21 protein-coding genes are annotated in these 21,486 nt (G+C 72.0%); 10 read left to right on the forward strand and 11 right to left on the reverse strand.

The genetic code is table 11. The features are described from left to right. The first annotated feature begins 182 nt into the window (after window positions 1-182). From LG391_RS21665 to LG391_RS21685, 5 genes are all read left to right on the forward strand, one after another. Window positions 183-887: a CoA transferase subunit A gene (locus tag LG391_RS21665; protein ID WP_225770118.1), complete on the forward strand. Its 705-nt coding sequence runs from the start codon at window positions 183-185 to the stop codon at window positions 885-887. A 16-nt stretch (window positions 888-903) separates the two neighbouring features. Further along, window positions 904-1,548: a CoA transferase subunit B gene (locus LG391_RS21670; RefSeq protein ID WP_225770119.1), complete on the forward strand. Its 645-nt coding sequence runs from the start codon at window positions 904-906 to the stop codon at window positions 1,546-1,548. A 10-nt stretch (window positions 1,549-1,558) separates the two neighbouring features. Continuing rightward, entirely contained in the window at window positions 1,559-2,461 is a 903-nt protein-coding gene (locus tag LG391_RS21675; protein ID WP_225770120.1) for a polysaccharide deacetylase family protein, read from the forward strand. 82 nt (window positions 2,462-2,543) lie between these two features. Beyond that, complete coding sequence (locus LG391_RS21680; RefSeq protein ID WP_225770121.1) at window positions 2,544-3,707, forward strand: GNAT family N-acetyltransferase; 1,164 nt, start codon at window positions 2,544-2,546, stop codon at window positions 3,705-3,707. A gap of 80 nt (window positions 3,708-3,787) precedes the next feature. Beyond that, window positions 3,788-4,657, forward strand: a complete 870-nt coding sequence (locus LG391_RS21685) for a DUF533 domain-containing protein (protein WP_304608541.1) — start codon at window positions 3,788-3,790, stop codon at window positions 4,655-4,657. A gap of 117 nt (window positions 4,658-4,774) precedes the next feature. Here LG391_RS21685 and LG391_RS21690 read toward each other — a convergent pair whose 3' ends face one another. Then, on the reverse strand, window positions 4,775-5,764 hold the full coding sequence (locus LG391_RS21690; protein WP_225770122.1) for a D-glycerate dehydrogenase: 990 nt from the start codon (window positions 5,762-5,764) through the stop codon (window positions 4,775-4,777). Window positions 5,765-5,900: 136 nt separating this feature from the next. Between LG391_RS21690 and LG391_RS21695 the strand changes: the two genes are divergently transcribed. Genes LG391_RS21695 through LG391_RS21705 form a run of 3 tightly spaced genes read left to right on the forward strand, consistent with a single transcriptional unit; the run spans window position 5,901 to window position 8,130 of the window. Further along, window positions 5,901-6,638 carry a CDP-alcohol phosphatidyltransferase family protein gene (locus LG391_RS21695; protein WP_225770123.1) on the forward strand — a complete coding sequence of 246 codons (738 nt, stop codon included), beginning with the start codon at window positions 5,901-5,903 and terminating at the stop codon, window positions 6,636-6,638. After that, a complete protein-coding gene (locus LG391_RS21700; protein WP_225770124.1) occupies window positions 6,635-7,381 on the forward strand; it encodes an FkbM family methyltransferase in 747 nt (248 codons plus the stop codon). The genes LG391_RS21695 and LG391_RS21700 overlap by 4 nt, the downstream gene beginning before the upstream one ends. Beyond that, window positions 7,381-8,130, forward strand: coding sequence for a RibD family protein (locus LG391_RS21705; protein WP_225770125.1), 750 nt, complete (start codon window positions 7,381-7,383; stop codon window positions 8,128-8,130). The genes LG391_RS21700 and LG391_RS21705 overlap by 1 nt, the downstream gene beginning before the upstream one ends. A gap of 151 nt (window positions 8,131-8,281) precedes the next feature. Here LG391_RS21705 and LG391_RS21710 read toward each other — a convergent pair whose 3' ends face one another. Genes LG391_RS21710 through LG391_RS21720 form a run of 3 tightly spaced genes read right to left on the reverse strand, consistent with a single transcriptional unit; the run spans window position 8,282 to window position 10,703 of the window. Further along, complete coding sequence (locus tag LG391_RS21710; protein WP_225770126.1) at window positions 8,282-9,325, reverse strand: glycosyltransferase family 4 protein; 1,044 nt, start codon at window positions 9,323-9,325, stop codon at window positions 8,282-8,284. Further along, on the reverse strand, window positions 9,322-9,726 hold the full coding sequence (locus LG391_RS21715) for a 6-carboxytetrahydropterin synthase (protein WP_225770127.1): 405 nt from the start codon (window positions 9,724-9,726) through the stop codon (window positions 9,322-9,324). Before LG391_RS21715 ends, LG391_RS21710 begins: the two co-directional genes overlap by 4 nt. A 2-nt stretch (window positions 9,727-9,728) precedes the next feature. Then, the gene (locus LG391_RS21720) at window positions 9,729-10,703 is read right to left on the reverse strand and encodes a zinc-binding alcohol dehydrogenase (protein ID WP_225770128.1); all 975 of its coding nucleotides are present in this window, start codon (window positions 10,701-10,703) and stop codon (window positions 9,729-9,731) included. 78 nt (window positions 10,704-10,781) lie between these two features. On the opposite strand from LG391_RS21720, the gene xylB reads away from it, so the two are divergent. Continuing rightward, complete coding sequence (gene xylB, locus LG391_RS21725; protein ID WP_225770129.1) at window positions 10,782-12,242, forward strand: xylulokinase; 1,461 nt, start codon at window positions 10,782-10,784, stop codon at window positions 12,240-12,242. On the opposite strand, the gene LG391_RS21730 is transcribed toward xylB, so the two are convergent. The 6 genes from LG391_RS21730 to LG391_RS21755 form a co-directional block, all read right to left on the reverse strand. Further along, complete coding sequence (locus LG391_RS21730; protein WP_225770130.1) at window positions 12,243-13,106, reverse strand: DMT family transporter; 864 nt, start codon at window positions 13,104-13,106, stop codon at window positions 12,243-12,245. It lies immediately after the preceding gene. Window positions 13,107-13,175: 69 nt separating this feature from the next. Next, window positions 13,176-13,817, reverse strand: a complete 642-nt coding sequence (locus LG391_RS21735) for a LysE family translocator (protein ID WP_225770131.1) — start codon at window positions 13,815-13,817, stop codon at window positions 13,176-13,178. A 126-nt stretch (window positions 13,818-13,943) separates the two neighbouring features. Next, the gene (locus LG391_RS21740) at window positions 13,944-15,149 is read right to left on the reverse strand and encodes an ABC transporter substrate-binding protein (RefSeq protein ID WP_225770132.1); all 1,206 of its coding nucleotides are present in this window, start codon (window positions 15,147-15,149) and stop codon (window positions 13,944-13,946) included. A gap of 103 nt (window positions 15,150-15,252) precedes the next feature. Continuing rightward, window positions 15,253-15,903, reverse strand: coding sequence for a glutathione S-transferase family protein (locus tag LG391_RS21745; RefSeq protein ID WP_225770133.1), 651 nt, complete (start codon window positions 15,901-15,903; stop codon window positions 15,253-15,255). A gap of 95 nt (window positions 15,904-15,998) precedes the next feature. Further along, on the reverse strand, window positions 15,999-17,264 hold the full coding sequence (locus tag LG391_RS21750; protein ID WP_225770134.1) for an MFS transporter: 1,266 nt from the start codon (window positions 17,262-17,264) through the stop codon (window positions 15,999-16,001). A gap of 375 nt (window positions 17,265-17,639) precedes the next feature. Further along, the gene (locus tag LG391_RS21755) at window positions 17,640-19,322 is read right to left on the reverse strand and encodes a PBSX family phage terminase large subunit (protein WP_225770135.1); all 1,683 of its coding nucleotides are present in this window, start codon (window positions 19,320-19,322) and stop codon (window positions 17,640-17,642) included. Between the two features lie 361 nt (window positions 19,323-19,683). On the opposite strand from LG391_RS21755, the gene LG391_RS21760 reads away from it, so the two are divergent. After that, complete coding sequence (locus LG391_RS21760; RefSeq protein WP_225770136.1) at window positions 19,684-20,283, forward strand: intradiol ring-cleavage dioxygenase; 600 nt, start codon at window positions 19,684-19,686, stop codon at window positions 20,281-20,283. Window positions 20,284-20,378: 95 nt separating this feature from the next. Here LG391_RS21760 and LG391_RS21765 read toward each other — a convergent pair whose 3' ends face one another. Continuing rightward, a complete protein-coding gene (locus tag LG391_RS21765; protein ID WP_225770137.1) occupies window positions 20,379-21,395 on the reverse strand; it encodes a homoserine dehydrogenase in 1,017 nt (338 codons plus the stop codon). Between the last annotated feature and the right edge of the window lie 91 nt (window positions 21,396-21,486).

Here is a 21,486-nt window from a genome sequence, read left to right on the forward strand (position 1 = left end):
CAGATGATCGCAAGAATCATCCGGCAGGATCGGTGTCACAGATACGACCTTCGTCGCAGTCGCGGGGCGGCCGCGGGCCCTGCCGCAAACCGGCCGGGGTGCGGCGCGGCCTCGATTGACACCCGCCCGCCGCCCCGCTTTAGTCCCTTCGCGCCCAGTGATGCCTGACGGGGAGTGACGGGATGAAGAAGGTCTATCCGGATGCGACGGCGGCGCTGGCCGGCGTGCTCCGCGACGGGATGATGGTGATGGCCGGCGGCTTCGGCCTGTGCGGCATCCCGGAGAAGCTGATCGACGCCATCGCGCTCAGCGGCGTCACCGGCCTGACCGTGATCTCGAACAATTGCGGCATCGACGGCGTCGGCCTCGGCAAGCTGCTCGAGCGCGGCCAGATCAAGAAGATGATCTCGTCCTATGTCGGCGAGAACAAGCTGTTCGCCCAGCAGTACCTGTCCGGCCAGCTGGAGCTGGAGTTCAATCCGCAGGGCACGCTGGCCGAGCGCATCCGCGCCGGCGGCGCCGGCATCCCGGCCTTCTTCACCAAGACCGGCGTCGGCACCATCGTCGCCGAGGGCAAGGAGGTGCGCGAGTTCGACGGCGCCGAATACGTCATGGAGCGCGGGCTGTTCGCCGACCTGGCCATCGTCAAGGCCTGGAAGGGCGACACCGAAGGCAACCTGATCTACCGGAAGACGGCGCGGAACTTCAATCCGATGATGGCCACCGCGGCCAAAGTGACGGTGGCCGAGGTCGAGGAGCTGGTCGATGTCGGCGGGCTGGACCCGAACCAGATCCACACCCCGGGCATCTATGTGAAGCGCATCCTTCAGGGCAAGGACTACGAGAAGCGCATCGAGCAGCGCACCACCCGGCCGCGGGCCGCCTGAGGAGAGGGAGAGCACCATGGCCTGGACCCGTGAGCAGATGGCCGCCCGCGCCGCGAAGGAGCTGCAGGACGGCTTCTACGTCAATCTCGGCATCGGCATCCCGACGCTGGTGGCGAACTACATCCCCGACGGCATCACCGTGGCGCTGCAGAGCGAGAACGGCATGCTGGGCATGGGCCCCTTCCCCTATGAGGGCGAGGAGGACCCCGACCTGATCAACGCCGGCAAGCAGACGATCACCGAGCTGCCGCAGTCGAGCTATTTCAGCTCGGCCGACTCGTTCGCCATGATCCGCGGCGGCCACATCGACCTGTCGATCCTCGGCGCCATGCAGGTGTCGAAGGACGGCGACCTCGCCAACTGGATGATCCCCGGCAAGATGGTGAAGGGGATGGGCGGGGCGATGGACCTGGTCGCCGGTGTCAAGCGCGTCGTCGTGATCATGGAGCACAACGCCAAGGACGGCACGCCGAAGCTGCTGGACGCCTGCGACCTGCCGCTGACCGGCAAGGGCGTGGTCGACCTGGTGATCACCGAGCTCGGCGTGTTCGAGATCGGGCCGCAGGGCCTGACCCTGATCGAGGTCGCCGACGGCGTCACGGTCGAGGAGATCAGGGCCAAGACCGAGGCCCCCTTCGCCACCCGCCCCGGCCTCGCCTGATCCCGCCCCGATGACGGGGACGCCGCTGGCGGGGCATGACCGCTACGGCTACAGCGCGATCACCCGCCGGCCGGGCACGGTCTGGCCGGACGGGACGCGCCTCGCCGTCTATCTCGGCCTCAATCTCGAGCACTTCGCCTTCGGCGAGGGGCTGGGGGCGGAGCTGGCGCCGGGCGGGCCGCAGCCGGACGTGCTGAATTACGCCTGGCGCGACTACGGCAACCGGGTCGGCGCCTGGCGCCTGCTGGAGCTGTTCGACAGCCTAGCCCTGCCCTGCTCCGCCATCGTCAACGCCTCGATCTACGACCATTGCCCGGAGCTGCCGGCCGCCTTCCAGGCCCGCGGCGACGAGATCGTCGGCCATGGCCACAGCAACTCCGAACGCCAGGGCGTGCTGCCGGAGGCCGAGGAGGCGGCGCTGATCCGCCGCGCCACGGAGACCATCGCCCGCCACGCCGGGGCGCCGCCGAAGGGCTGGCTCGGCCCCTGGATCTCGCAGAGCCACCGCACCCCCGACCTGCTGCAGGAGGCGGGCTACGACTACCTGCTGGACTGGTGCCATGACGACCAGCCGGTGTGGATGCGCACCCGCGGCGGCCGCATCCTGTCGGTGCCGTACCCGCAGGAGCTGAACGACATCCCGGCGATCGTGGCGCGGAAGATGAACGCCGACGCCTTCGCCGACATGGTGATCGGCCAGTTCGACGAGATGCTGGAGCAGCAGGCACATGGCCAGGCCCTGGTGATGGGTGTGGCGCTGCACCCTTACATCGTCGGCCAGCCCTACCGGCTGCGCCAGCTGCGCCGCGCTTTGGCCCATATCGCCGCCCGGCGCGATTCGGTCTGGATCACCACCGCCGGCGCCATCGCCGCCCATGCCGCCGCGCTGCCGCCCGGGGTGGTGCCGGACTGAGAGCCGGCGCAAGCCGCGACGCTTGCCCCTGCCCAGTTCCAAGCCCAGATTAGAGCTTTCGCACATGCGAGAGACCGGCCCCATGCCCGACGGCACTCCCGAGGCAAGCCTCAAGCTCGTCGCCGACATCACCGCCATCGACCCCGCCGCCTGGGACGCCTGCGCCGGGCCGGACAACCCGTTCCTGTCCCACGCCTTCCTGGCGGCGCTGGAGCAGAGCGGGTCGGCCACCGCCGAGGCCGGCTGGCTGCCGCAGCATCTGGTGCTGGAGGAGTCGGACGGCCGGCTGCTCGGCGCCGTGCCGCTGTACCTCAAGGGCCATTCCTACGGCGAATACGTCTTCGACCACAGCTGGGCCCGCGCCTATGAGCAGGCGGGCGGGCATTATTATCCGAAGCTGCAATCGGCCGTGCCCTTCACCCCGGTCACCGGCCCGCGCCTCCTGGTCCGTCCCGGCGCGCCGGCGCAAACCGCCGACCTGCTGATCCATGGGCTGGAGCAGGCGGCGCTGGCGCACAAGGTCTCCTCCGTCCACGTCACCTTCCCGACCGAGGCCGACTGGTCGCGCCTCGGCGCAGCCGGCTGGCTGCAGCGGGTCGGCGAGCAGTACCATTGGGATAATGAAGGCTACGCCAGCTTCGACGACTTCCTGGCGACGCTGAACAGCCGCCGGCGCAAGGACATCCGCAAGGAGCGGCAGCGCGCAGTCGAAGGCGGCATCCGCCTGACCGTGCTGACCGGCAGTGACCTGAAGCCGCAGCACTGGGACGCGTTCTTCCGCTTCTACCGCAACACCAGCGACCGCAAATGGGGCGACCCGTACCTGACCCGGGAGTTCTTCGCCCGGATCGGCGAGACCATGGCCGACCGCATCGCCCTGGTGATGGCGGAGAAGGACGGCCGCTGGATCGCCGGCGCCCTGAACCTGATCGGCAGCGACACGATCTACGGCCGCAACTGGGGCTGCGACGGCCGCGACTATCCCTTCCTGCATTTCGAGGCCTGCTACTACCAGGCGATCGACTTCGCCATCGCCCGCGGGCTGAAGCGGGTCGAGGCCGGGGCGCAGGGCGAGCACAAGGTGATGCGCGGCTACCGCCCGGTGCGGACCTACAGCGCCCACTGGATCCGCGATCCCGGCTTCCGCCGCGCCGTGGCCGATTTCCTGGCCCGCGAGACCCGCGCGGTCGAGGCCGGCATCGAAGACCTCGCCGAACACCTCCCCTTCCGGCAGACTTGCTCCTAGCCGCATCCCGCGGCCGGCATTACGACACGACGGCCGCAGAAACTGATGGGGCGGCCGCCGGGAACCGAGGGAGAGGGACGATGGATCTCGACAAGCTCTTGGGTGCGTTGGCGCAGAGCGGCATGGGCCGCGCTTCCGGCGGCGGCGGGGCCGGCGGCCTCGACCTCGGCGGCATCCTCAGCCAGGTGCTGGGCGGGGGCGGCGCGCCCTCCGGCGGGCTCGGCGGATCGGGCGGCGGCCTGGGCGGTCTCGGCGGGCTGCTGCAGGGCCTGGGCGCCGGCGGTGCCGGAGGCGGCGGGCTGGGCGGCCTGGGCAGCATCCTCGGAGGCCTTTCCGGCGGCCAGAGCCGCAGCGGTGGCCTCGGTGGAGGCCTGGGCGGCGGGCTGATGGCGATCATCGCCACGATCGCCATGCAGGCGCTGCAGAACCGTGGCGGAGGCGGCGGGCTGCTGGGCGGCCTCGGCGGCCAGGACGATGCGCCGCAGGCGGCTCCGGCCGGCCCGGCGGCAACCCCGGCTCCAGGCGCGAGCGGAGGCGCGGGCGGCGGCTTCCTCGATATGGCCGATTCGGTCGGCGGCGGCGGGGCCCAGGCAGCACCGCTGATCGGGCAGGACACGGCGCACCGCATCATCCGCACGATGATCGCCGCGGCGGCCGCCGACGGCACCATCGACCAGAACGAGGCGGCGGCGATCCAGGGCCAGCTCGGCGAGGAGGATGCGGAGGAGCGCGCGTTCATCGAGCAGGAGCTGAGCAACCCGGCGACGCCGGAGCAGCTGGCGGCCGGGGTCGGCGGCCCGCAGGAGGCGGCGCAGATCTACACCGCGGCGCTGCTGACCGTGACCATGGATTCGCCGGAGGAAAGCCGCTTCCTGAAGCAGCTGGCCCTGGCGCTGCGCCTGGACGCCCAGACCATCGCCGCGCTGCACCAGACGGTGAAGCAGGGCTGAGGTACTCCCCTCTTTCTGTCATGCCCGGGCTTGACCCGGGCATCCAGAAGGTCTCGACGCCCTCTGGATTGCCGGGTCAAGCCCGGCAATGACAGTTGGAGGGAACGGCTCTCTCTCCTAAAACTCCGTCTCCAGCACCCGGTCCGGCGGCACATGGCCGTCGACGAAGCTGCGGATGTTGACGATCACCTTCTGGCCCATGTCGATCCGGCCCTCGAGGGTCGCCGAGCCCATATGCGGCAGCAGCACGACGTTGGGCAGCTTGAGCAGCTTCGGGTTGACGTTCGGCTCGCGCTCGAACACGTCGAGCCCGGCCCCTGCCAGCTCGCCCTGCTTCAGCATCTGGGCCAGCGCCGTCTCGTCGATCACCTCGCCGCGCGAGGTGTTCACGATCAGCGCGTCGCGGCGCAGCAGCTTCAGCCGCCGGGCCGACAGCAGGTGGAAGGTCGCCGGGGTGCGCGGGCAGTTGACCGAGACGATGTCCATCCGCGACAGCATCTGGTCCAGGCTGGGCCAGTAGGTGGCGTCCAGCTCGGCCTCCACCTCCGGATGCACGCGGTTCCGGTTGTGGTAGTGCACCGACAGGCCGAAGGCGCGGGCGCGGCGCGCCACCGCCTGGCCGATCCGGCCCATGCCGATGATGCCGAGCCGCTTGCCGCCCAGCCGGGCGCCGAGCATGCCGGTCGGGCTCCAGCCGGTCCATTGCCCGCCGCGGACCAGCCGCTCGCCCTCCGCCAGCCGGCGGGCCACGGCCAGGATCAGGGCCATGGTCATGTCGGCCGTGTCCTCGGTCAGGACGCCGGGGGTGTTGGTCACGGTCAGCCCGCGCGCCTTGGCGGCGCCGAGGTCGATGTGGTCCACGCCGGTGCCGAAGCTGGCGACCAGCTTCAGCTGCGGCCCGGACTTGGCCAGCAGCTCGGCGTCGATCCGGTCGGTCACCGTCGGCACCAGCACGTCGGCCTCGCCCATCGCGGCCGCCAGCTGGTCGCGGTCCATGGCCACGTCGTCATGGTTCAGCCGAGTCTCGAACAGCTCCATCATCCGGGTCTCGATGACATCCGGCAGCTTGCGCGTGACGATGACGAGCGGACGTTTTCTCTCGGCCATGGCGGAACCAGTCCCGGCAACCCCGTTTGCGCCCATAGAGCAAGCCGGGCGGGCGGTTGTCCAGCCGGACTGTGACCGAGGTCACCGTCCGGCCGAAGAGTCGCGTAGGATGATGGCATCGACCGGCGGAAGGATCATGCGGGACGAAACCGATTTTCGCGGCACGTTGCAGCGGCAGGCGCGGTGGCCGCTCGCGGTGGGGGCGCTGGCGCTCGCCGCCCTGGCGGTGCCGCTCGCCGTCGATCCCGCGCTCGGCGCCGCCTTCGTGGCGCGGGCCGAGCTGCTGTATGGCGGCATCGCCACGCTGATCCTGGCCGGCCTCGCCGCCCACGCCCCGCATCGCCGCTTCGGCCCGGCCAACATGGTGACGCTGTCGCGCATCGTGCTGATCTGCCTCCTGGCCGCGCTGATGGGTACGGCGGCGCCGGACGAGGACTGCCTGTGGCTGATCGCCGGATTCGCCGCGCTGGCCCTGGCGCTGGACGGGGTCGACGGCTGGGCGGCACGGCGCAGCGGCCTGACCTCCCGCTTCGGCGCCCGATTCGACATGGAGGCCGACGCCTTCTTCGTCCTGGTCCTGTCGGTGCTGGCCTGGCAGTGGGGCAAGGTCGGGGTCTGGGTGCTGCTGATCGGGGCGATGCGCTATCTCTATGTCCTGGCCGGTGCCCCTTGGCCCTGGCTGCGCGCGCCGGTGCCGGAGAGCTTCGCCCGCAAGGCGGTGTGCGTGGTCCAGATCCTGGCGCTGATCGCCTGCCTGGCACCGCCGGTGCCGCATGCGCTGGCCACGACGCTGGCGGCGGGTGCGCTGGCGCTGCTGGTCTGGTCCTTCGGCCGCGACGTGGCCTGGCTGTGGCGGCGGCGCCTGCCGGCATGAACGCCATCACCCGCGCCGCCGGCATCGCCCGCTCCCTCGCCATCTATCGCGGCATCCCCGGGCGCTCCGCCCGCTTCCGGCGCTTCTTCTCGGCCCTGATCCGTCCCGGCGACCTGTGCTTCGACATCGGCGCCCATGTCGGCAACCGCAGCCTGTGCTGGGCCGGGCTCGGCGCCCGGGTGGTGGCGGTCGAGCCGCAGCCCGATCTCGCCCGGCTGCTCCGCCGCAGCTTCCGCGGCCATCCCGGCATCACCCTGGTCGAGAGCGCGGTCGGCGCCGGTCCCGGCACCGCGGTGCTGCATCTCAGCAGCCGCACGCCCACGGTCGCCAGCCTGTCGCCGGACTGGATCGAGACGGTGTCGCGGACCGACGGCTTCGCCTCGATCCGCTGGGACCGGAAGGTCGAGGTGCCGGTGACGACCTTGGACGCGCTGATCGGCCGCTTCGGCGTCCCCGCCTTCTGCAAGATCGATGTCGAGGGCTTCGAGGCCGAGGTGCTGGCCGGGCTGTCCCGTCCCCTGCCCTGCCTGTCGGTCGAATACGTCCCGGCGGCGCTGCCGGCCACCCTGGCAGCGCTCGACCGGATCGAGGCGCTGGGCCGCTATCGGTTCCAGGCCTCGCTCGGCGAAACCGGGCGCTTCCTGTGGCCGAACTGGCGAAGCGGGCACGAAGTGCGGGCCTGGCTGTTGACTCTCTCGCCGGAGGACCGCTCCGGCGACCTCTATGCGCGGGCCGAGGCTTGATGGACACCGCCTGGATCTGGCTGCTCGACCGCCGCGCCGGCCGGCCGGAGGCGCCGCTGCCCTCCGAGGCCGAGGCCCGCGACCGGATCGCGCTGCTGCGCCCCTTCGCCGAGGCCGAGGGCCGCTATGCCCTGGCCCATCTCGGCCAGAGCATCGACGGCCACATCGCCACCGGCTGCGGCCAGTCGCAATACGTCACCGGCCCCTGCAACCTCGACCATCTGCACCGGCTGCGGGCCCTGGCCGACGCCGTGCTGGTCGGCGCCGGCACCGTCGCGCATGACGATCCGCGGCTGACCACCCGCCGGGTCGAAGGCCCGAGCCCGGTGCGGGTGGTGCTGGACCCCGACCGCCGGCTCGACGACCGGCATGGCGTGTTCACCGACGGCGCCGCGCCGACGCTGCTGCTCTGCGCCGCCCGCCGCGCCGACCGTCCGGCCGGCGCGGCCGAGGTGATCGGCCTCGACGACCTGTCGCCGGCCGCGGTGCTGGCGGCGCTAGCGGCGCGGGGCCTGCGGCGGGTGCTGATCGAGGGCGGCGGCACCACGGTGTCGCGCTTCCTCGCCGCCGGGGTGCTGGACCGGCTGCATGTCGCGGTGGCGCCGTTGATCATCGGCTCCGGCAAGGGCGGGCTGCGACTGCCGGAGATCGCCCATCTCGACCAGGCCCTGCGCCCGCCCTGCCGCACCTATGCCATGGGCGGCGACGTGCTGTTCGACTTCGACCTGCGGGGGACGACGTCGCCCTGAAGAGACCGACTTGCCCTTACCCGAACTGTCATCCTCGGGCTTGACCCGAGGATCCAGGGGCAGTCGATGCCGCTCTGGGTGCCCCCTGGATCGCCGGGTCAAGCCCGGCGATCCAGGGGGCGGTGTCTCGAAACGGCAGTCGCCGCCTGCCTCACCCCACCAGATCCAGCTCATGCGCGAAGGCGGCCGCCTGGGCGGGCCAGCCGGGCAGCCGGGCGCGCGCCGCCAGCCCGGCCTCGCGCAGCCGCAGCCGCGCGCCCGGATCGGTCAGGAGGCGGCGCAGCGCTTCGGTCAGGGCGTCGACAGCACCCGGCGGCACCAGGATGCCGGCGTCGGGCGGCACCGTGTCCGGGATGGCGCCGCCGGTGGTGCTGACGATCGGCAGGCCGCGCGCCGAAGCCTCGGCCAGGGCCATGCCGTAGCCCTCGTGATGCGAGGGCAGCACGAACAGGTCGGACCGGTCGTAGTGCCGCAGCAGCGTCGGCTCATCGATCTCGCCGAGGAAGCGGATGCGGCCGGCAAGGCCGGCGCGGTCCACCGCCGCGAGCACTTCACGGGCGTGGCCGGCGTCGCGCTCCAGGCTGCCGGCGCAGACCAGCCGCCAGGGCAGGCCGGCCAGGCGCTGCAGCGCCGCGACGAGGTCGAGATAGCCCTTGCGCGGCGTCAGCGTGGCGACGCAGAGCAGCACCGGCGCCGCCTCGCCCGAGCCCTGGGCCGGCGGCGTCGGGTCGGTGCCCGGCAGCACCACGCCGATCCGCCCTGTCTCCACGCCGTAGCCGAACAGATCGCGGGCGGTGCCGGGGCTGGTGACGATCACCCGCCGCGCCGCCGCCAGCGCCTGCCGCTCGCTGGCCTCCAGCGCCTGGTGCTGCGCCGGGCTCAAGCCCTGCTCGAAGGCCAAGGGGTGGTGAATCAGCGCCACCAGCCGCAGCCGCGCGGCCTCGGCCGCCATCGGCCGCGGCAGCACGCTGAAGGCCAGCCCGTCCACCACTGTCAGGGTGTTGTCGGGCAGGTCCCGCAGCACCGCGGCGGCCTCCGCCGCCTCGGCCTCGCTGGGAAAGGGAAACCCGTCCCCCAGCCGGCGCAGCGTCACCCGCCGGCCGAGCCCCCGCAGACCTTCGATGATGCGCTTGTCGTAGATATAGCCGCCGGTGCGCGACTCCGGGTCGCCCGGCAGCAGGAAGGCGATGCTCATCGCGCCAGCCGGCCCTCATAGGAGGCCCAGGCGACATGCGATTCGTGCAGGGTCACGGCCAGGCTTTCGATCGCCGCCGCGCCGGGCCCCAGCTCGCCCGCCGCGATCCGCGCGGCGATGCGGTCGAAGATGGTGCGGGCCAGCACCTCGGTCGTGGTGTTGCGCCCGGCGAAGGCCGGCTCGTCGTCCAGGTTGCGGTAGTTCAGCTCGCCCATCACCGCCTTCAGCGCGTCCGAGGCCAGGCCGATGTCGACGACGATGCCGTCGGCATCCAGCTCCGCCCGACGGAAAGCCAGGTCGACCACGTAGGTGGCGCCGTGCAGCTTCTGCGCCGGGCCGAACACGGCGCCGCGGAAGCTGTGGGCGATCATGAAGTGATCGCGGACCGAAACCGTGTACATGTTCATTCCTCTGGGTAGCGGATGCGCTGGCACAGCGCGCCGGCGGGGTCGGCCGCCAGCCGGGCCAGCACCTCGGGCAGGTCGTCGAAACCGCACTCGCCGCTGACCAGCGCGTCCAGCGCCGGGTCGAGCAGCAGTTCCAGCGCCTTCCTCATGCGCCGGGCATGGTCCCAGCGCGGCCGCTGCGCCGTCGCCACCATCCCGACCTGGGAGGAGCGCAGGGTCAGGCGCTTCGAATGGAAGGCCTCGCCCAGCGGCAGCAGCACCGGCGTGTCGCCGTACCAGCTGGCCTCCACCACCGTCGCCTCGACCCCGGCGAGGCCGAGCGCGGTCGCCGCCCCCTTCGGGCTGCCGCTGGCATGGATCACGAGGTCCTGGTCGCCCGGCGCGTCCTGCGGCAGGGCGAAGCCGACGCCGAGCGCCGCGGCGACCGTCTGTCGGCCGGGATCGGTGTCGACCAGGGTCACGGCGCAGCCCGGGATCCGCCCGGCCAGGCGGGCGACGAGGCACCCGACGACCCCGGCGCCGACCACCGCGATCCGGTCGCCCGGCCGCGCCGCCGAATCCCAGACCACGTTCAGCGCCGTTTCCATGTTCGCGGCCAGCACCGCCCGCTCCGGCGGCAGCCCCTCGGGCAGCGGCGTCACCGCCGATGCCGGCACCACATAGCGGGTCTGGTGCGGGTAAAGGCAGAACACGTCGCGGCCCAGCAGCGGCTCCGGCCCGGCCTCGACCGTGCCGACATTGACGTAGCCGTACTTCAGCGGCCCGGGGAACGCGCCGGCCTGGAACGGCGCCCGCATTGCCTGGTGCTGGCTGCGCGGCACCTTGCCCTGGAACACCAGCGCCTCGGTGCCGCGGCTGAGGGCGCCGAAGCGGGCCCGCACCAGCACCTCGCCGGGGCCCGGCTCGGGCAGGGTCTCGGTGCCGATCCGGGCCTGACCCGGCTTGAGGATCCAGAGGGCGCGCGCATCCATAGGCCCATGGATAAGCCGGCGCATTGTCTCCGGCCAGTGGGTTCCGTAGCTTGGGGGGCCGCAATCGGGAGGATGGGCATGTTTCTCGGCATCGATCTCGGGACCTCGGGGGTCAAGGTGGTGCTGGTCGACGGCGACCAGCGCGTGGTCGACCAGGAGGCGGTGCCGCTCGCCGTCTCCCGCCCCCATCCGCTGTGGAGCGAGCAGGACCCGGAGGAGTGGTGGCGCGCCGCCGACCAGGCTATGGTCGCGCTCAAGGCCCGGCATGCCCAGGCGCTGTCCGGCGTGCGCGGCATCGGCCTGTCCGGCCAGATGCACGGCGCCACGCTGCTGGACGAATCCAATCGGCCGATCCGCCCGGCGATCCTGTGGAACGACGGCCGCGCCGGCGCCGAATGCGCCGAGCTGGAGCGGCGCGAGCCGCGGTCCCGCGCCATCACCGGCAACCTGGCCATGCCCGGCTTCACCGCGCCGAAGCTGCTGTGGGTGGCGGCGCATGAGCCCGACGCCTTCGCCCGCACCCGCCGGGTGCTGCTGCCGAAGGACTACCTGCGCCTGCGCATGACCGGCGCCGCGGCCTCGGAGATGTCGGACGCCGCCGGCACGCTGTGGCTGGATGTCGGCGCCCGGCGCTGGTCCGAGGCGATGCTGGCGGCCACGGGCCTGAAGCCGTCGGCGATGCCGGAGCTGTTCGAGGGCAGCCAGGCCACCGGCACGCTGCGGCCCGAGGTCGCCGCTGCCTGGGGCGTGCCGGCCGATGCGGTGGTGGCCGGCGGGGCCGGCGACAACGCCGCCGGGGCCGCCGGGGTCGGGGTGATCCGCCCGGGCGACGCCTTCCTGTCGCTCGGCACCTCCGGCGTGCTGTTCGTCGCCGATGCCGGCTTCGCCCCCAACCCGGCCCAGGCGGTGCATGCCTTCTGCCACTGCCTGCCGGGCACCTGGCACCGCATGTCGGTGATCCTCAGCGCCGCCTCGGCCCTGTCCTGGCTGGCCCGCCTCCTGGGCGGCACCGAGCCGGAGCTGCTGGCCGAGGCCGAGGCCGCCGACCCGGACATCGGCGACCTCCTGTTCCTGCCCTATCTCTCCGGCGAGCGCACGCCGCACAACGACCCGACGGCGACCGGCGTGTTCCTCGGCCTGACCCATGCGACCGGCCGGCCGCAGCTGGTCCGCGCCCTGCTGGAGGGCGTGGCCTTCGCCTTCGCCGACGGCCAGGCGGCGCTGACCGCGGCGGGCACCGCGATCGGCGAGGTGTCGGTGATCGGCGGCGGCGCCCGGTCGCCGTTCTGGGGCCGGATCCTGGCGGCAGCGCTGAACCGGCCGCTGCACTATCCGGCGGGCGGCGAGCTGGGCCCGGCCTTCGGCGCCGCCCGCCCGGGCCGCCTGGCCGCGACGGGCGAGGCGCCGGAGGCCGTCTGCACTCGGCCGCAGACCGCGCAGGTGGTCGAGCCGGACGCGGCACTGGCCGAGCGCTATGCCGGGAAGATCCAGCGCTTCCGCGCCCTGTACCCGATGCTGAAGCCGGCGTGGGCCGGATAGCTACTCCCCCGCCACCGCGCCGAGGCTGGCGATGACGACGAGCGCGATGCCGGCCAGCTGGGCCGGGCTGAGGGCCTGGCCGAGCACGACGAAGCCGATCAGCGTGCCCAGCGCCGGCTCCGCGCTCATCAGGATGCCGAAGGCCCGGGTCGGCATCCGCCGCAGGGCCATCATCTCCAGCGCATAGGGGAGGAGCGGCACCAGGATGGCGAGGCCGATGGTGATGCCCAGCACCGGCAGCGGGATGTGGCCGCCATTCTCCGCCAGCCCCCAGGGCGCGGCCACCAGCGCGGCGACGAGCAGGGACATGGTCAGCCCCTGCAGCCCCTCGAACACCTGGCCGACCCGCTTCATCAGCACGATATACGCCGCCCAGCCGCAGGCGGCGCCGAGGGCGAAGAGGGCGCCGACCGGGTCGACCGTCCAGTCCGACCCGTCATGCACCAGCAGCACCACCCCGGCCAGCGCCAGCACCGGCCAGACCGCGTGCCAGGCCCGGCGCATGCCGAAGGCGGCGACGCCGAGCGGCCCGAGGAAATCGATCGCCGTGGCCAGGCCCAGCGGGATGCGGATCACGGCCTGGAAGTAGCACAGCGTCATGCCGGCCATCGCCGCGCCCAGCAGGATCGCCCCGCGCCACTGCACCCGGCTGTAGGAGAAGAGAGTCGGCCGGGTGATCAGCGCCAGCAGCAGCGCCGCCCAGGCGAGCCGAAGCCAGGTCGTGCCCATGGGGCCGAAGCTCTCCAGCGTCGGCGTCGCCAGGGCGGCGCCGAGCTGGACCGAGGTCATCGAGCCGACCGCCATCAGGGCGGCGACGGCGACGCCCGCGGTCAGGCCCGCTCTGGTCTCGGAATTGCTCGTCATTCTTCCTGGATCCGGCTGTCCGGTCGGGGCGGCAGTATAGCGGCGGCGGCGCCGGTGTCGCCCTCCGGCTCAGACCGGGCGCTTGTCGAAGGCCATCCGCACCGCGAAGCCGGCCAGCAGGCTGCCCATCACCCAGCGCTGCACCTGCAGCCAGGTCGGCCGCGCCGCGAACCAGGCGGCGATGCCGCCGGCCGCCAGCACGATCAGCAGGTTGACGGTGAAGCTGATCGCCACCTGGGTGGCGCCCAGCACCAGGCTCTGCAGCAGCACCCGGCCGCGCTCCGTGTCGATGAACTGCGGCAGCAGCGAGACGTAGAAGATGGCGATCTTCGGGTTCAGCAGGCTGGTCAGGAAGCCCATGGCGAACAGCTTGCCCGGGCGGTCGGCCTCGAGGTCGCGCCGCGGCTGCAGCGCCGAGCCGGCGCCGGGGCGCACCGAATTCCAGGCCATCCACAAGAGGTACAGCGCGCCGGCCCATTTCACCGCCTCATAGGCCAGCGGCACGGCCAGCATCAGCGCGGTGAGACCGAGCGCGGTCGCCAGCATGTAGCAGAGGAAGCCGAGCACAACCCCGGCCAGCGAGATCACCCCGGCCAGCCGGCCCTGCAGGATCGAGCGCGACAGCAGGTAGATCATGTTCGGCCCGGGGGTGCAGACCATGCCGAGCGCGATCAGGGCGAGGCCGGCCAGGCCGGTAGGGCTGACGATCATCGACGGAGTCCTCGGGTTGACGCCGCCGAGCATTGCGGCCCGCCTCGCCGCCGGGCAACCGGAACATTGCTCCGAGCGCAAGATTCACCCGCCCCTGCGCGCCCGCTCCGCCCCGGCCGTCGTCCCTCAGCCCTTCACCAGCGGGCAGCCGCCCTCGGCCTCGGGCCGGAAGGCCTGGTCGGCCGGGATGGTGGCGCGCAGGGTGTACAGGTCCCAGTCGCCCTTGGATTCGCCCGGCGCCTTGACCTGGAACAGGTACATCGGATGGATGTGGCGGCCGTCGGCGCGGATCCGGCCCTGGCCGAACAGCGGGTCGTCGCTGGGGTTGGCCTTCATCCAGGCCATCACCGCGGCGGGATCCTTGCCCTTGGTCGCCGAGACCGCCTTCAGATAATGGGTCAGCGCGGCATAGACGCCGGCCTGGATCATGCTGGGCGGGTTGCCGCCCATGCGTTCGGCGAAGCGCTTGGAGAAGGCGCGGGTGCCGTCGTTCATGTCCCAGTAGAAGCCTTCGGTGAACAGCAGCCCCTGCGCCGCCGGCAGGCCCAGCGTCTTGACGTCGCGGATCGTGGTCAGGAGGCCGGCCAGCTTCTGCCCGCCGGCCTGCAGGCCGAACTCCGCCGCCTGCTTGATCGCGTTGATGGTGTCGCCGCCGGCATTGGCGAAGGCCACCACCTTGGCGCCCGAGGCCTGCGCCTGCAGCAGGAAGGAGGCGAAGTCCTGGCCCGGGAACGGATGGCGGACCGAGCCGGCGACGGTGCCTCCCTGGGCCTTGACCAAGGCGGAGGCGTCGCGCTCCAGCGCATGGCCGAAGGCGTAGTCGGCGGTGATGAAGAACCAGGTGTCGTCGCCCTGCCCCACCAGCGCGCTGGCGGTGCCGTGCGCCAGGGCCCAGGTGTCGTAGGTCCAGTGCACGGTGTTGGGCGAGCATTGCGCCCCGGTCAGGTCCGAGGTGCCGGCGCCGGAGTTGAGGAAGATCCTGTTCTTGTCGCGGGTGATCTGGTTGACCGCCAGCGCGACCGAGGAGGTCGGCACGTCGAGGATGGCGTCGACGCCGTCCTGGTCGTACCACTGCCGGGCGATGTTCGAGCCGATATCGGGCTTGTTCTGGTGGTCGGCCGAGACGATCTCGACCGTCACCGTCTTGTCGACCGCGGCAAAATCCTCCGCCGCCATCCGGGCCGCGACCACCGAGCCCTCGCCGGTGATGTCGGCATAGACGCCGGACCGGTCGTTCATCACCCCGACCTTGACCGCGGTCTGGGCCCCGGCCCCGCCGGCGGCCAGAAGGCCGGCCGTCAGCAGGCCCAGCGCCAGGACGTGAAGCTTCATCGTCTCCCCCCATCGCATGTTCTCGTTGCCGGGGATGATGACAGCAAGTCCGTCGGATCGACAAGCGAGGCCGGCCGGCGCTTCGCGCCCGGAGCGGCGCGGGTCAGCCGGCCGATGCGGCGGTGAACACCGCCAGCTGGGCGGCGAAGGCGCGCTTGTAGGCGGGCCGCGCTTCGCCGCGGGCGACATAGGCGGAGAGGTTCGGATGGTCTTCCAGCAGGTCCGATCCCTGCAGCCGGCGCAGCACGGTCACCATCAGCAGGTCGCCGGCGCTGAACGCGCCGTCCAGCCACTCGGCATCGCCGAGGCGGCGGGACAGGTGGCCCAGCCGTGTCCGGATGCTGTCCTCGAGGAAGCGCAGGCGCTGCTCGTACCAGGGCTCGTCACGCTCGAGGATCCTGGCGAGGGCGCGGTCGAAGATCGGCGGCTCCACCGTGTCGAGCGCGGCGAACATCCACGCGATCGCGCGCGCCCGGGCATTCGCGTCGTCCGGCAGCAGGCCCCCGTAACGCTCGGCGATATGGAGCACGATCGCCCCCGACTCGAACAGGGCGAGGTCGCCGTCCTCATAGGTCGGGATCTGCCCGAACGGATGCAGCGCCAGATGCGCGGGCTCCTTCATCGCCTCGAACGACAGCAGGCGGACGTCGTAGGGCTGGCCCACCTCTTCCAGGGCCCAGCGGACGCGCATGTCGCGCGCCAGCCCCTTGCCGCGGTCGGGCGAGCGTTCAAAGGCGGTGATGATGGCCGTCATCGTCGGTCTCCAATGCCTGTCTGCCTTGAAGACGATCGGCCGGACGGGAATCCGACACCGTTGGGAAGCGGCGCCGGAGCCGCCGGCGCGTCCGATCAGCCGCACCGTGCCGGGTCGTTCTTCGGATCCCGCCGCGTCTCGGGCATCGCCGCCGCGAAGGCCAGGGCGGCGGCCGCGGCGACCAGGCCCAGGGTGAGGAAGGCGGCATCGAAGCCGAAGGCGTCGACCACCACCCCGGCGACGAGGCCGCTGAGCGAGGCGCCGATCCCCGTCATCGTCGCCACCGCGCCCAGGGCCATGTTGTAGTGGCCGGTGCCGCGCATCAGGTCGGCGACGACCAGCGGCGTCAGGGCGGCATAGATGCCGAACCCGATCCCGTCCAGGAGTTGCACGGCGATCAGCCAGCCGGTGTCGTGCGAGAGGGTGAACAGCACCGCGCGCACCGGCAGGCCGGCGAAGCCGATCAGGAAGAGCGGCTTGCGGCCCCAACGGTCCGCCCTGTGGCCGACCAGGATCGAGATCGGCAGCATCACCGCCTGGGCCGCCACGATGCAGACGGACATCATCGCCGTCGCCCAGGCGGGATGGGCGAAGGCGAGCACCTGCCCGACCAGCGGCAGCAGCGGTGCGTTGGCGAAGTGGAACAGGAAGGCGCAGATCCCGAACACCACCAGCGGCCGGCGCCGGAGCAGCACCTTCCAGCCGGGCCGGGCGGCCCTCCTCCCCGCCCGATCTCCCGCGTCGGCGGCGCGGGCGCGATCGTGATCGATCGCCTGCGCCGGGATGGACAGCGTCGCCGCGGCCGCCAGCAGGGCGAAGACCGGCACCAGCAGGAACACCGCGCGTTGCGAGAACCACCAGCCGACGGCGGCGGCCATCACGGCGATCACCACGTTGCCGGCATGGTCGAACGCCGCGTTGCGCCCCGTCCGCTGCGCCAGCCGGCGACGCCCGATCAGCCCGAGGGTCAGGGCCGCGACGGCGGGGTAGAAGATGTCGCCGACCACCGCGATCATCACGGACGCGACCAGGATCCACCAGAAATCCGTGCGCAGGAAGATGGCGACCGCGCCCACCGCCATGACCGCCAGGGCCAGCACGATCGCACCGCGCTTGAAGCGCGTGCGGTCGATCGCCGCGCCGATCGGGGTCTGCAGCGCCAGGGCCGCGACCCCGCTGACCAGGGTGACGACGCCGAGGGCCGACAGGCTCCAGCCCCGCTCGGTGACGAGATAGACGTTCAGATACGGGCCGACGGCGCCGCGCGCATCGGCCAGCAGGAAGTTGACGGCGTCCAGCGAGCCCGGATCGAAGCGGGCCCGGGACGCCGCAGGCGCGGCGGATGTCCGGTCGCCGCTCACCGAGGCGGCGGCATGCCGGCCGGTTGCGGAAGACGCGCCGTCAGCCGGGCGGCCCGAACCGGCCAGGCCATGGGCGGCGATGCCCGGTCCCCCGGACTCTGCAGGGCCGGCTGGATCCTGGGATCGGCTGGACGAAGCTGGCGGCATCGGCGATCAAGGCACAGACAAAGACGTTGAGGAGTGGCGCGGCCCGCCCGCCGATGCGCAAAGGACGGGGGACCCTGTCACCCGCTCGCATCGTCCGGCGACCGGAGGTCACGGCGATGCCAGCAACATGGATCAACGCGAAGACCGGCCCGGGCGATCCCCGGCTTGGCGGAAACCGTCTCTCATGCCCGGCGCGGGAATCGGGCCGCAACCCGTACCTCCACCCGATCACCCCAGCCCCGGCCCCACCCAGCGCATGCTGGTGTCGTAGGTGCTGCCGCTCCTCTGCCCTTCGAGCGCGTAGCGCAGGGCGTCGATGGCATGGTTCTCGCGGTCCTCCAGCTCGGGCAGGATGTCGCCGGTGCGCGGGTCGGTGCGCCAGCTGTACAGCGCCAGCTCGTCGATCAGGTGCCGGCAGCGCGGATGCACCAGGATGTCGCAGCTCTTCAGGAACTCGACGCCCTCCTTGACCGACCCCGCCCCCTTCGCCGCCGCCCGCAGCTTCGGGAAGCCGTGGTGCTGCATGTAGCTGATCGTCTCCGGCCGGGCGCCGTCGGCCACGATCGGCCAGCGCCGCGCCTCCGGCACCGTGTCGAACAGGGCCGGCGTGCGGTCGATCTCGCAGCCGACCCGGTAGGCCTCGTGGTCGACATGCAGCGTCCGGCCGGCGAGGAAGCAGCGCACCAGCACCGTCGGGTCGCGGGCGAAGCCCCAGTCGGCGCCGAACAGGAAGCGGGCTCCGGCCGGGGCCTCGAACGCCTCCACCCGCCAGTTCGTGAACACCCGCGCCTCGCTGCTGCGCTGATAGCCGCCCAGCCAGACATGCTGGTACTTGTCCGGGTCGCGCTCGCGGTCCCATTCCATCTCGGCCTTCAGCACCTTCGGGAAATGCGGGTTCGCGGTCCAGTTGGCCTCGATCAGTGTGGTGCGCGGCGGCGCCGGGCCGCCGCGGAACAGCTGGTCGACCGGGTCGTCCGGCCGGGTCGGGTTCCAGGAGAACCACAGCTCGGAGTCCGGCCTGCGGATGGTCGGGCGCAGCAGCTCCAGGCTCCGCTTCGACAGCGACTGGGCCTCCTCGACCCAGGCGATGTCGTAGCCCTCCAGCGACTTGATCGACTCCGCCGTGTGGGTCTGCATGCCCTGGAAGATGATCCGCCCCTCCCCCGGGCCCAGGATCCGGTCGGCCTGGACGGTGAAGGCGGCGCCGAGGCCGAGCGCCTGGATCTTGTCCTCCAGCAGCCGCTTGACCGACTGGTCCAGCGACCGCTGCACCTCGCGGATGCACACCGCCCGGGTCGGCGTCTCGAAGCAGCGCCGCACCAGCAGCTCGGCGAAGACATGCGACTTGCCCGAGCCGCGCCCGCCATGCAGCGCCTTGTAGCGCGACGGCTTCGCCAGGCGCTTGAACTTGCGCGGCAGCCTGAGCGGCGGCGGGGCCAGCGGCGCCCGCGGCGCCGGCCTGGCTGCCGCCGCTGGAGCGGCCGCGGCCTCCGCCCCGTCCGGCATCGTCCCGGTCCCATCCGGTGCCGGCCTCGGCAGGGCCGGCATGGGCAGCGGCATCATCCTGTGTTGGTCCAGCCCCAGGGCGAGGCAGAACTGCCGGAACGCCTCCTCGACCGGCGGCAGGCCGGCGAAATCATGCTCGTTCAGGCCCTTCCCGAGGCGGTCCGGGACGATCTCGTACAGCTGGCGCACCGCCCGCCCGTCCGGCTCCTGCCCTTCGGCGCGCATCGCGATCGCCTGCATGAGGCAGCCGGCCAGGATCTCCGGCCTGTGCAGCAGGTTGCAGCCGATGGTCCTGGGGTTCTTCTTCGAGTAGCCGGCCCCCAAGGCCGCCTGGGACGCGACGCCGTGGCCGAGAAAACACGCGATGAAATGCCAATGGCTCTTCTTCAGCTGCTTCAGCTCCATCCCGCCCTCGCATGAAAAAGCCCGCCGCGGCAGGGCCGGGCGGGCGCAACTCTTCGACTGTGCCTGGATTATGCCGTGCGATGCGGCATCACGTCAAGAACAAAAAGAGAACACAAAGCGCGACCTGGCTCCCGACACCGTCATGGCGAGCTCCGAAGGGGCGTGGCCATCCAGGCTGCACCGACACCGACCGGATTGAGCCCGTCCCCGCAGCGCCGAGGTCGAACAAGATCAAAGGCGGCCGCCTGCCGGCAAGGAGGGGCAGCTTGCGCGCTGCCCCTCTGGCTTGCCGTTTGGTCCGACAGCGCGATGATGTGCGGGCGTCGACTGGTCAGCCTTGAAGGCACAGGAGGATTCGACAGTGGTCACGCGAGCCGAGCCGCCGACGCGGCGCACCGTTATCACCGCATGTCTCGCCGTGCCGGCCCTGCAGGCAGCCGGGCTCGGCCTCGCCGCAGCCCAGCCGGCGGAGCTGGCGCCCACGCCGGCCTGCGACGACGGCGATCATCCGACCCCGGCCCAGACGGAAGGCCCCTTTTTCAAGCCGGATGCGCCGCTGCGGCGGGACCTCGCCGCCGACGCGCCGAACGGGGACAGAATCATCGTCGCCGGCTTCGTGCTGGACACCCGCTGCCGCCCGCTTCCGGGGGCGATCGTGCAGATCTGGCACGCCGACGACATGGGCCGGTACGACACGGCGGGCTATCGCCTCCGCGGCCATCAATTCACCGACCGGAGCGGCCGGTGGTGGTTCACCACGATTGTCCCGGCGCTCTACCCCGGCCGGACCCGGCACTATCACCTGAAGGCCCAGAAGCCGTCGGGGCCGATCCTCACCACCCAGCTTTATTTTCCCGGCGAGCCGCGGAATGCCCGCGATCGCCTGTTCGATGAGCGCCTGCTGCTGCGCATCGGCGAGACGGCCGATGGGCGGTTTGGGCGATTCGACATCGTGCTGTAGGCCGTGCTCATTCTGTATACGACGGCAATGCGCGAATCGGCCGCTCGCCCAGCCCCAGTTGCACTGCCATCAACCCTGCAATCGCCGGCGGACGCTCAGACCATCCCCGGCGCCGCGAAGATGTGCACCGCGTCGCGCAGCATCGAGGCCGCGGTGGGCGTGGGCTCGCGCTCCCACAGCTTGTGATAGGTGATGCCGTAGATGTCGGTGTGCATCTCGACCGCCATCTCCCAGCCGCGGCACTGGGCCAGGAAGTCGGCGGCGGGCAGGGCGGCCGGCGCCACGGCGTAGCGCCCGGCCTCGGCGCTCGCGACCAGCCGGATGACGTTGCCGCGCGCCGCCTCGGCCGCGATCCGCTCCGCCGTCACGCCGGCGATGCCCGTCACCTCGATATCGGCGAGCGAGATGCCGGCGCCGAGCAGGCTGTTGGCGATGATCAGCAGCTTGTTGGCGGTGTCCCAGCCGTCGACGTCGAGCGACGGGTCGGCCTCGGCGATGCCGCGGCGCTGGGCCTCGGCCAGCGCGTCGCCATAGGACACGCCGGTGGCCATCTGGTCGAGGATGAAGTTGGTGGTGGCGTTGAACACGCCGCGCAGCCGCAGGATCTCGCCCGCGATCATGTCGCGCCGCCTGATGTTGAGCACGGGCAGCCCGCCGCAGACCGTGGCGCTGTATTTCAGCCGCGCCCCGCTGCGCGCGGCGGTCTCGTGCAGCTCGCGAAAGGCCAGCACCACCGGGCCCTTGTTGGCCAGCACGACGGAGATGCCCCGCCCCAGCGCCGCCCGTGCCAGCGCCAGCCCCGGCCCACCGGTGCGCAGGTCGACCGGCGACGCCTCGAACACCAGGTCGATTCCGTCCAGCAGGCTCTCCACCGGAACGGCGCCGCGAGAGCCGGACAGGTCCGCAGTCGAGCCCCCGGCCGCCTTGTGGGCGACGAGCTTGGCGGGATCGAAGCCGTCGGGATCCACCGCGACGCCCCGGCTGTCGGCGACCAGGACGATGCGGAAGCCGATGCCGTGGTCGCGCCGCAGCACCTCCGCCTTGTCGGCCAGGATCGCCAGCAGGTTCCGGTTGACGCTGCCGAGCCCGATCAGGGCGGCGTTGATCAGCATGGGTGGTCCTCGGTTCGGAGCAGAATCGCCCCTGCAGTTTCCAGGTCCCGGCCCGTCATGGCGAGCCCAGCCCCTTATCCCCATTGGGAGG

Origin of the sequence: Inquilinus sp. Marseille-Q2685, from assembly GCF_916619195.1 — a bacterium.
In the GTDB taxonomy this organism is placed as follows: Bacteria; Pseudomonadota; Alphaproteobacteria; order DSM-16000; family Inquilinaceae; genus Inquilinus.